Source organism: Maribacter sp. (assembly GCF_049667165.1).
In the GTDB taxonomy this organism is placed as follows: domain Bacteria; phylum Bacteroidota; class Bacteroidia; order Flavobacteriales; family Flavobacteriaceae; genus Maribacter_A.
Genome location: NZ_JBATHS010000056.1, coordinates 1 through 9,881 on the forward strand (window position 1 = coordinate 1; position 9,881 = coordinate 9,881).

Annotated in this window: 11 protein-coding genes and 1 pseudogene; 3 read left to right on the top strand and 9 right to left on the bottom strand. The window is 39.0% G+C overall.

The window, feature by feature from the left end:
• Both WBM98_RS03600 and WBM98_RS03605 read right to left on the bottom strand, forming a co-directional pair.
• Nucleotides 1–706, bottom strand: a pseudogene (locus WBM98_RS03600) (hypothetical protein); the annotation flags it as partial.
• Between the two features lie 183 nt (nucleotides 707–889).
• Nucleotides 890–1,567 (bottom strand): class I SAM-dependent methyltransferase, encoded by a 678-nt coding sequence (locus tag WBM98_RS03605; RefSeq protein ID WP_424364658.1) that lies wholly within the window; start codon nucleotides 1,565–1,567, stop codon nucleotides 890–892.
• 238 nt (nucleotides 1,568–1,805) lie between these two features.
• Between WBM98_RS03605 and WBM98_RS03610 the strand changes: the two genes are divergently transcribed.
• From WBM98_RS03610 to WBM98_RS03620, 3 genes are all read left to right on the top strand, one after another.
• Nucleotides 1,806–2,936, top strand: coding sequence for an alkaline phosphatase (locus WBM98_RS03610; protein WP_424364659.1), 1,131 nt, complete (start codon nucleotides 1,806–1,808; stop codon nucleotides 2,934–2,936).
• Nucleotides 2,937–3,046: 110 nt separating this feature from the next.
• A complete protein-coding gene (locus WBM98_RS03615) occupies nucleotides 3,047–3,877 on the top strand; it encodes a 3-keto-disaccharide hydrolase (protein ID WP_424364660.1) in 831 nt (276 codons plus the stop codon).
• Nucleotides 3,878–4,017: 140 nt separating this feature from the next.
• Nucleotides 4,018–4,356 carry a cupin domain-containing protein gene (locus WBM98_RS03620; RefSeq protein WP_424364661.1) on the top strand — a complete coding sequence of 113 codons (339 nt, stop codon included), beginning with the start codon at nucleotides 4,018–4,020 and terminating at the stop codon, nucleotides 4,354–4,356.
• 275 nt (nucleotides 4,357–4,631) lie between these two features.
• On the opposite strand, the gene hisIE is transcribed toward WBM98_RS03620, so the two are convergent.
• The 7 genes from hisIE to WBM98_RS03655 all read right to left on the bottom strand — a co-directional run.
• The gene (gene hisIE / locus WBM98_RS03625; protein WP_424364662.1) at nucleotides 4,632–5,234 is read right to left on the bottom strand and encodes a bifunctional phosphoribosyl-AMP cyclohydrolase/phosphoribosyl-ATP diphosphatase HisIE; all 603 of its coding nucleotides are present in this window, start codon (nucleotides 5,232–5,234) and stop codon (nucleotides 4,632–4,634) included.
• An 86-nt stretch (nucleotides 5,235–5,320) separates the two neighbouring features.
• Nucleotides 5,321–6,076, bottom strand: coding sequence for an imidazole glycerol phosphate synthase subunit HisF (gene hisF / locus WBM98_RS03630; RefSeq protein ID WP_424364663.1), 756 nt, complete (start codon nucleotides 6,074–6,076; stop codon nucleotides 5,321–5,323).
• Nucleotide 6,077: 1 nt separating this feature from the next.
• The gene (locus tag WBM98_RS03635) at nucleotides 6,078–6,590 is read right to left on the bottom strand and encodes a DinB family protein (RefSeq protein ID WP_424364664.1); all 513 of its coding nucleotides are present in this window, start codon (nucleotides 6,588–6,590) and stop codon (nucleotides 6,078–6,080) included.
• Between the two features lie 2 nt (nucleotides 6,591–6,592).
• Complete coding sequence (gene hisA, locus WBM98_RS03640) at nucleotides 6,593–7,318, bottom strand: 1-(5-phosphoribosyl)-5-[(5-phosphoribosylamino)methylideneamino]imidazole-4-carboxamide isomerase (RefSeq protein WP_424364665.1); 726 nt, start codon at nucleotides 7,316–7,318, stop codon at nucleotides 6,593–6,595.
• Nucleotide 7,319: 1 nt separating this feature from the next.
• Nucleotides 7,320–7,901, bottom strand: a complete 582-nt coding sequence (gene hisH / locus WBM98_RS03645) for an imidazole glycerol phosphate synthase subunit HisH (RefSeq protein ID WP_424364666.1) — start codon at nucleotides 7,899–7,901, stop codon at nucleotides 7,320–7,322.
• Nucleotides 7,901–9,034 (bottom strand): bifunctional histidinol-phosphatase/imidazoleglycerol-phosphate dehydratase HisB, encoded by a 1,134-nt coding sequence (hisB, locus tag WBM98_RS03650; protein ID WP_424364667.1) that lies wholly within the window; start codon nucleotides 9,032–9,034, stop codon nucleotides 7,901–7,903. Before hisB ends, hisH begins: the two co-directional genes overlap by 1 nt.
• A gap of 88 nt (nucleotides 9,035–9,122) precedes the next feature.
• The coding region (locus WBM98_RS03655; protein ID WP_424364668.1) for a pyridoxal phosphate-dependent aminotransferase at nucleotides 9,123–9,881 on the bottom strand (759 nt) is incomplete at its 5' end.

The window sequence follows — 9,881 nt, forward strand, 5'->3', positions numbered from 1 at the left end:
GAATATCCAACGTATCCTTGGGATAACGTGTAGTAATCAATTCGGCCAAGGCCATGGCTACTTTTTTTGCAGGTGTAATTCGGTCTTCCCCATACAAGATCATACTATGGCTAATATCGATCATCAACACCGTGCTCATTTGGGCCTTAAAGTGGGTATCCTCAACGACCAAGTCATCCTCGGTCAATGAAAAATCACCTACCCCATTATTGATTTGGGCATTTTTTAAGCTTTCGGTCATTGAGATGTGCTCCAATCCATCGCCATATCGGTATTCTCGAAAATCACCGGTATGCTCATCGCCTTGGCCCGCTTTGTTCGTTCTATGGTTCCCGGCCCCCTTGCGTTTCAATTTGCCGAATATCTGATCTAAGGCCCGTTGCCGAATAATACGTTCCATTTTCGCCGTAATGGATATATTTCCCGAGCTGCCCTCTTTGCCTTCACCTTCTCCTCCCCCATCTTCAAATTCCTCACGAATGTATCCCTTGGCTTTTAAGTCTTCAATAAAATCATCTATGGTATAGTGCTCATCGGTCAGCTCGTATTCCTTATCCAATTCACGCAACCAATCGATGGCCTCATCGAAATCTCCTGAAGTATGGGTGATGAGCTCTTGGAAAATATCGAAGAGTTTATCGAAGGGAGATAGCTCCTGTGCTTCGTAGGTAGTAAAACGAAATCCTTTTCTAACATTTATAGGCATTGTATAAAAATAATACAATTAATAAAGCATAGATCAGTTTTAAGAAAACTTAACGAAGATTGAGGTCAGAAATACAAGGATAGATGTACGAAGTAACACCTTTACCTTCATTTCCTAAACATCTTATAGCTCGTACTTTGTACTTTTTTCTTTGAACTTGCCCCTTCAAAGATATAGGTATGGTTAAAAAAGGCTATAAAATGTAGTTACGATTACCCCATGATACTCATTTAAACGAACAGCCAAAAGTTGTTTTTCTTCTTTTACCTTAAAATCAAATGGTGGGGCCAACACGTTTATTCCACTTTGTTTTTTTAGCCGAATACTTTGTCCGGAAATAATATCCTTATTGGGTGCAAAATCCCCTTCAGGCAAATGTTCGGTTATAATCACATATTCAAAAGCAGTTAGTTTACGTACTATACGTTGTACTTCTGCATTGGATAAATGTTGCAATACATGTCTAACCAAAGCACAATCCCCAGGAGGCAGTTCATCCACAGCTATATCCAAACATTGGAATTCTAAATTTTCAGCTTTAAACTTTTCTTTATTGTGCGCAATAAGGTCTGCTACTATATCTACGGCAACATACTTCTTCGTATGCTTTACCAATTCTTTTCCAATATTAAAGTCGCCACAACCTAAATCACATACCACCAAAGGCGTTTTAAAAGAGGTTAAAAATGCTGTTACAGTAGCTATATAAGGGTTTACGATCTCAGGGTCATGAGATCCAACGCCAGAATAAAAATCAGCGTTGCCACCACCCCAAAGCTTCATTTTATACACCTGCTCCATAGCATCCTTGGTGGGCCAAGGCTTCTTTATTTTTATTGTTCCTTTTTCTTTCTTACTCATAAAAACGCTTTGGGTCCATATACTCTGCAAAAGCATCCTAACATATTCAAATGTACTATTCTAACGAACGTTCAAATTAGATGTAACAACATAATTATTAAAACTTAAAAACCAATAATTAAAAAATGCTTTTATAACGAAATCTATAGACAATTACGGCGGATTTCCTGAACGGAAATCCTTAATTTTATACAACGTATTATAGCTGAATCGTTGGCAATAATTTAAACACAATTACATGACCTATAAAAACGTGATTTATCTAGTTCTATTAGTGGCATTTTTCTCCTGTAAATCACAAATGATTAAAGAAGAAACACCTATAAAAGCTAAAAATGTTATTCTTTTAATTGGAGATGGTACAGGTTTGTCGCAAGTATCATCAGCATTTTATTTTAAGAAAACCAGTCCAAATTACGCACGTTTTAAGTACATAGGGCTTATTAATACGTCTTCGTCACGAGAAGATATTACCGACTCCTCTGCTGGGGGTACCGCTTTTGCATCGGGCGTAAAGACCTATAATGGCGCGGTTGGTGTTGCCGATGATTCTACTGAAGTTAAAAATATAGTAGAAATTGCGTCATTACAACATATTAAAACCGGATTGGTCTCTACCTCCTCCATACAACATGCTACTCCGGCAAGTTTCTATGCACATGTTACAAATAGAGGGCTATATGAAGACATTGCCGCAGATATGGTCGGTTCTGATATCGATTTTTTTGCAGGAGGTGGTACAAAGTTCTTTAATAAAAGAAAAGATGGGAAGAACTTATTGGAGGCATTGAAAATGAAAGGGTTTGGGATAGATACTATGGCCTTGGGTGACTTTGCAGAGATTAAACAGCAATCGAAAATGGCCTATTTATTGGCAGAAGAACATATGGATCCTATGGCCAAAGGTCGTGGTGATTTTTTACCTAAAGCCACCGAATTAGGGATACAATTTCTTACTAAGGATGTAGCTAATTCTGATTTTTTCATAATGATAGAAGGGTCGCAAGTAGATTGGGGAGGTCATGACAATAATGCTGACTACCTTATCTCAGAGCTTATTGATTTTGATGATGCTATTGGTAAGGCGCTGGATTTTGCAGAGAAAGATGGAAACACCTTGGTGATTGTAACTGCCGATCATGAAACTGGAGGATTTACCTTGTCGTCAACTGTTAAGAAAACAGAAGATGGCGAATCGTATAGTGATTATAATGAAATAACAGGGACTTTTTCTACCAATGGGCATTCGGCGACATTAATCCCTGTATTTGCTTATGGTCCTGGAGCTGAAGCATTTTCTGGGGTTTATGAAAATACTGAAATCTTTCATAAGATATTGGAAGCAACTAATTGGGATAAAAGGAATTAATCGCTCATTTTTATAAATTAAACGGAAAAACGGTATTGGAAGCTGTTTTTAACTGTAAAAAATAAAGACTACTCTAAAGGAAAATCAAATGCGCTACTAAATGATCACCAATGAATATCATCAAATTTATTTTTTCTGTCTTAGTAATTTTCGGGATTTGTATTTCATGTGCTGAAACAAACAAACAAAATCAAAAAACCGAAAAGCAAGGGTTTGATGAGCAAGCCTTAATCAGTTCTAATGAACTGAACTCAAATACGGGACAATGGGTAGCATTGTTCAATGGGGAGAATTTGGATGGTTGGGAAGTAAAAGCCGTAAAAGAAGATCAACAATATAATTTTTGGAGTGTAGAAGATGGGGCAATTGTTGTTAATTCTATTGGAATAACAGCACATGATTATAACTGGTTACAAACAACAAAGGAATATTCCGATTTTGAATTGAAGTTGAAATTTCAATCTTATAGAGCGAGTTCTGGGAACAGTGGTATTCAAATAAGAAGTCACTATGATAGCGAGAGCAAGGCAATAGGTTCAAACGTCAAGGGCTGGTTAGACGGCCCTCAAATTGATATTCACCCAAGCGATCCATGGCGTACCGGTTTTATCTATGATGAAACCCGTGGGCACCAACGTTGGATTTATCCTGACTTACCGGATTGGAATATTGATAAGGCAACATATGCCCCAAAAGTAGTTCGCCATCATTTTGCTGATGAATCTCCTCATTGGAATGATTTGGTTATTATATGCAAAGGCAATCATATCACGACTATTGTTAATGATAATGTAGTAGCTGATTACGATGGCACAGGTGTCTTGGATGATAATTGGCATCAAAAATATGGCACGGACAAAAAAGGCTCCATTGCGTTACAACTACATAAAAATGATCAATTGAAAATTGCATTCAAAGACATTGCCATTAAAGAGTTGTAGGGATGAGACAACAATGGTTGTGCATAAGAGTTCATAAAGGCTTTTCCAAGGGCTTTTGGATTGGTTTTAATTTGATAAATAGTAAATTGGAGGAAGAGTCCCAGTACTAAAACCAAACAATACATAAACATCGATAAGTAATGGAAAACAACGAATTTGAAAAGGGAAAAAAATTCACGTTTGCAAAAAGCATTTCGTACGCGGATAAAGCGGTAGTCAGCAAACATGTGCTTAAAAAAGAAGCAGGTAATATAAGCTTGTTTGCATTCGATAAGGGAGAGGGCTTAAGCGAACACACAACGCCATTTGACGCTATGGTACTGATCGTTGATGGAAAAGCCGATATCATCATTGATGGGGTTTCAAATATTCTTGAAATGGGCGATACCATCATTATGCCTGCAAATATTCCACACGCCTTGGTGGCGGTCGAAAAGTTTAAAATGGTTCTTACAATGATCAAGAATAAGAAGGTTTAGCTATTGAAAAGAATAGGATCTGTTTTATACTGAAATGTTAGCGTTTCCAACGCAGTATCTTGCCCACGGCTCCTATAAATGTCGCAAACTATATTTCATACGCAAGACCATTAGGAGTAACCCTATAAAATCAAATCGTAGAAGCTTTATATCATCATTGTCGTTGGTGGGGCTTAAGAAATTTCAATTGGGAAGGGGTACCCTGCTTAAATATTTCGTAAGCATTTTAACAAATTACAGCATAGGACAATATGTTGCCAAAAAATATTTCCTGCTTACTTTTTTTCTCTTTTTTTTAAAACTTCAACAACATCATTGAGTTTAAAATCCTTTGCTTGCAGCAATATCAGATAGTGGAACAATAAATCCGCGCTTTCATTCAGAAATAGGTTATCATCATCATCCTTGGCCTCTATGACCACTTCCACTGCTTCTTCCCCCACTTTTTGGGCAATCTTATTAATGCCTTTTTCGAACAATGAAGCTACATATGATTTACTGCCATCGGCCGCTTTTCTTCTTTGATCAATAACCGTTTCCAATTGAGTCAAAAACCCAAATTCTTGCACGTTATCCTCGTTCCAACACGTATCGCTTCCTTTATGACAAGTAGGTCCGGACGGATGTACTGAAATCAGGAGGGTATCATTATCACAATCATTCTTAATGGTTACCACGTGGAGGAAGTTACCACTTTCCTCTCCTTTTGTCCATAGGCGTTTTTTGGTTCTACTATAAAAAGTCACCTTTTTGGTATCCAAGGTCTTTTGATAGGCCTCATCGTTCATATACCCCAACATCAACACGTTTTTGGTGTTAGCGTCTTGTATAATGGCTGGTATTAGTCCGTCTGCGTTTTTCTTATAATCTATTTTCATATCATATTTTACTTATAACAGTCTGAGCGCAGTCGAAGACCTTTGGTGTACCTGACCCCTCGACTGCGCTCGGGATGACATTTTATTTATAGTCTGACGGGAATTCCCTTTTCCTGTAGGTTTGTTTTTAAATCCTTTATCCCTATTTCCTTAAAATGAAAAACACTGGCGGCCAAAGCAGCATCGGCTTTCCCTTCGATAAATGTATCTGCGAAATGCTGCATGTTCCCAGCCCCGCCAGAAGCGATAATCGGAATATTCACTGTTGACGATAATTTGGCAAGGGCCTTATTGGCGAAACCGTTTTTAGTGCCATCATGGTTCATTGAGGTGAACAATATTTCGCCTGCACCGCGCTCTTCCACTTCCTTGGCCCAATCAAATAGTTTTATTTCGGTAGGCACCTTCCCTCCTACCAAATGTACAATCCATTCCCCATCGATTTCCTTGGCGTCAATGGCCACAACAATACATTGGGAACCGAATTTGGCTACCAGATCATTGATCAGCTGTGGATTCTTAACAGCGGATGAATTGATGGAAACCTTGTCCGCACCGTTATGAAGTAATATGTCAACATCTTCAACCGAAGATATGCCACCGCCTACCGTAAATGGGATATTCACTTTTTCAGCAACATGGTACACCAATTCCGCCAGCGTTTTCCTTTTTTGTTCCGTCGCGGAAATGTCTAAAAAAACGAGTTCGTCCGCACCTTCCTTACTGTATATTTCTGCGAGTTCAACGGGATCCCCAGCATCACGAAGGTCAACGAAATTGATACCTTTTACCGTACGACCATCTTTGATGTCCAAACATGGGATTATTCTTTTTGCCAACATCTTAATCTGAATTTTTTGCGTTGAGATCTTGGCCATCATAAAAGCCTAAATCCATGTTCTTTACCTGTTTTACCCAAAAGGCAATTTGACCGGTATGATAGGAATAATGTTCAACAGCGTGTAAAACAACACCGATTCCTGAAAAATAGAACCCCTGTACTTCACGCTTTCTGACGAGTTGGTCAACCTTGGCATCATTAATTACCCGCTTGGCCATTTCAACGGTTTCAATTAATTTTTGAAGCAATTCTTTTTTGGTATAACCAGTAGTCGTTCCGAATTCTATATCACGTTCCCGAATATCTTCCGTACCGCCCAAAGAGGAAATGACATACTGGGTCATATTGCCACATATATGCAAAATCAAATTACCAATACTGTTCAGGGATTCGTTGGGGCGTTTCCAAATATCCTTTTCGGACAGTTGTGCTAACGAAATGGAGTTCATTCGCGTATTCTCATCGAGACGATACAGGGAATTCTGCACAAACTCCTCCCTTAGTTTTTCTTCCATAATCATGAGGATAAAATATATTCTTCCAACTGTTTTAAGCTAATTCTGTTTTCATAAATGGCCTTCCCGATAATAGTGCCTTCGCAGCCCATTTCTGCCAGTTTGGGCAGTTCGCCAAAGGTCGAGATACCGCCTGAGGCAATCAATTTTAGAGTTGGAACCTTATTCAATATTTTTCGGTAGAGCTCAAAAGAAGGCCCTTCTAACATCCCATCCTTACTGATATCGGTGCAAATGACATAAGCAATCCCTTTCTTTTGATATGCTTGTATAAAAGGCACTAAATCCTCTTTTGACTCCTCCAGCCAACCGGAAACCGCGACTTTTTCATCCTTGGCATCCGCACCTAAAATTATTTTATCGGCCCCATATTGTGCCAACCATCCCAAAAACACTTCCTTATCCTTTACCGCAATACTGCCCCCCGTAACTTGATTTGCACCACTTTCAAAGGCTATTTTCAAATCTTCATCCCGCTTTAAACCACCGCCAAAATCAATTTTAAGCTTGGTTTGGGCAGCTATTTGCTCTAGTACCTTATGATTGACTATGTGCTTTGATTTTGCGCCATCCAAATCCACCAAATGTAAATAGTTGATGCCATGTGCCTCAAATTCCTTAGCGACTTCCAAGGGGTTTTCATTATATATTTTTTTTGTGCTATAGTCCCCTTTGGAAAGCCGAACACATTTGCCTTCGATAATATCTATTGCCGGTATTATTCGCATATTATAATTCTAAAAAATTCTTTATAATTCGTTCTCCTACCAAACTACTTTTTTCTGGATGAAACTGTACCCCATAAAAATTGTCCTTGGCCAAGGCCGCACTGTAGGAAAGTCCATATTCTGAGGTGGCGATGGTTTCTTTACATAATGGGGCATAGAAACTGTGCACTAAATAAATGTGGTCATTTTCGGAAACCCCTGTGAACAATCCTGTTTTTAGATTCGAAATTTCATTCCACCCTATTTGGGGAACCTTTACTTCATTCGTAAATTTGACCACATCAACATCAAAAATTCCCAACCCTTTGGTATTCCCTTCTTCGGAAGAGTGACACATCAACTGCATCCCTAGACAAATGCCCAAGACCGGTTGTTCTAATTGAGAAATCAAGGTGTCCAGTCCGCTTTGTTTTAGCATTTTCATGGCACTACTTGCCTCGCCTACACCCGGAAATATTACTTTATCCGCATTTTGGATTTCTTCGGCATCTTGAGATAATATGGCCTCATATCCTAATCGCTGGATGGCAAATTTTATACTCTGGATATTACCAGCTCCGTAATTTATAATAACTATTTTCATTAAAGCATTCCTTTTGTACTTGGTAGCACCATTTTTTCAACATCCCTTTTTACCGCCATTTTTATTGCCTTGGCAAATGCCTTGAAAATAGCCTCTATCTTATGGTGCTCATTTGCGCCTTCCGCTTTTATATTCAGATTGGCCTTGGCCCCATCTGTAAAAGACTTAAAAAAGTGTTGGAACATCTCAGTCGGCATCTGTCCGATCATCTCCCGTTTAAATTCAGTTTCCCATACCAACCAGTTACGTCCACCAAAATCGATGGCAACCTGGGCCAAACAATCATCCATAGGCAAGCAGAAACCATAGCGTTCAATGCCCAATTTGTTGCCCAAGGCCTTATGAAAAACTTCTCCCAAGGCAATAGCGGTATCTTCAATGGTATGGTGTTCATCTACCTCTAGGTCTCCTTTCACCTTAATATCCAAGTCCATTTGACCGTGCCGCGCCAATTGATCTAACATGTGGTCAAAAAATGCCAAGCCTGTATCGATATTGCCAACTCCCGTGCCATCGAGGTTTAATTTGATTAGGATATCCGTTTCATTCGTCTTTCGCTTGGTTTCCGCCATCCGGTCATCCAATTTCAAAAACTCATAAATCTTTTCCCAATCATTGTTTTCAAGGGCTATCACATCGTTTAACTCATCTCTTTTCACCGATATTTCATCGGTACCCAAATGTGTGTTGTCATTGATGAAAATTCCCATGGCACCGAGATTTTTGGCCAGTTCCATATCGGTTAAACGATCCCCAATCACAAAAGAATTGGCCAAATCATAATCCTCCGAAAAATAGGCTGTCAACAAACCCGTACCTGGTTTGCGGGTGTTGGCATTTTCATAGGGAAACGTACGATCCAAAAATACCTTATCAAAAACCACCCCTTCGTTCTCAAAGGACTTCAAGATAAAATTATGGACAGGCCAAAAGGTATCTTCCGGGAAAACGTCGGTACCCAGTCCGTCTTGATTGGTGATCATGACCAGTTCATAATCCAGTTCTTTTGCGATTTTCCCTAAGAAGGTAAAGGCTTTCGGATAAAAAACCATTTTTTCGAACGCATCGATCTGCTCATCGGCGGTTTCTTTGATGATCGTGCCATCCCGATCGATAAATAATACTTTTTTCATCTGTTGATGTTTATTTTCTTGTAAGTCATATGTAATTCGCCAATTAACTACTCGGTTTGCTTCAAGAGTTATTATGGCTCATTTCATGTTATGCTATTTCTTTTAGGGCATTGATCAATTTCCTATTTTCTTCTTTTGTCCCAATTGTAAATCGTAAGGTATTCCCACATAGGGGTTGGGTGGTCCTATTTCTGACAACGATACCTTTTGCAACGAGTTGTTCATACCTTTCATTGGCATCATCAACTTTGACAAGCACAAAATTGGCGTCGGAAGGAAATACGTGCTCAATAAAGGGTATTTGATGTAATAAAGTACATACTTCCTCTTTCTGTTTCAATATTTCAGCTACTTCTGAAGTTAAGACCCCTGGTTGTAGTACTTGTTGTAAGGCGTGCTGCTGTGTTAATTCATTTACGTTATACGGCGGTTTTATTTTATTCAAAATAGCGATGATTTCCTTTGAAGCGAAACAAAGTCCTAGTCGTATTCCTGCCAATCCGTAGGCTTTTGACAAGGTTTGGGTTATAACCAAATTAGGGAATTCATCCAATCTTTTCAACCAACTCGCCTTGGGCGAAAAATCAATATAGGCTTCATCAATAACGACCAAGCCGGCAAACCCTTTCAAAAGTTCGAGGATCGCGACTTCGGAAAACGTATTTCCTGTCGGATTGTTCGGAGAACAAATGAAAATAATCTTACTAAAATCATCGACTTGGGCCAATATTCGTTCAACATCCAATTGAAATGCCTTGGTCAACAATACTTCCCGATTTTCGATGGCATTGATCCCTGATAACACCTTATACATACCATAGGTGGGTGGCATTGAAATAATATTGTC

What these genes read in the sequence shown, in the direction of transcription:
- hisA (WP_424364665.1), bottom strand. Translation starts at nt 7,318, where the DNA reads ATGCGAATAATACCGGCAATAGATATTATCGAAGGCAAATGTGTTCGG.
- WBM98_RS03605 (WP_424364658.1), bottom strand. Translation starts at nt 1,567, where the DNA reads ATGAGTAAGAAAGAAAAAGGAACAATAAAAATAAAGAAGCCTTGGCCC.
- WBM98_RS03620 (WP_424364661.1), top strand. Translation starts at nt 4,018, where the DNA reads ATGGAAAACAACGAATTTGAAAAGGGAAAAAAATTCACGTTTGCAAAA.
- WBM98_RS03635 (WP_424364664.1), bottom strand. Translation starts at nt 6,590, where the DNA reads ATGGAAGAAAAACTAAGGGAGGAGTTTGTGCAGAATTCCCTGTATCGT.
- WBM98_RS03610 (WP_424364659.1), top strand. Translation starts at nt 1,806, where the DNA reads ATGACCTATAAAAACGTGATTTATCTAGTTCTATTAGTGGCATTTTTC.
- hisB (WP_424364667.1), bottom strand. Translation starts at nt 9,034, where the DNA reads ATGAAAAAAGTATTATTTATCGATCGGGATGGCACGATCATCAAAGAA.
- hisF (WP_424364663.1), bottom strand. Translation starts at nt 6,076, where the DNA reads ATGTTGGCAAAAAGAATAATCCCATGTTTGGACATCAAAGATGGTCGT.
- WBM98_RS03615 (WP_424364660.1), top strand. Translation starts at nt 3,047, where the DNA reads ATGAATATCATCAAATTTATTTTTTCTGTCTTAGTAATTTTCGGGATT.
- hisH (WP_424364666.1), bottom strand. Translation starts at nt 7,901, where the DNA reads ATGAAAATAGTTATTATAAATTACGGAGCTGGTAATATCCAGAGTATA.
- hisIE (WP_424364662.1), bottom strand. Translation starts at nt 5,234, where the DNA reads ATGAAAATAGATTATAAGAAAAACGCAGACGGACTAATACCAGCCATT.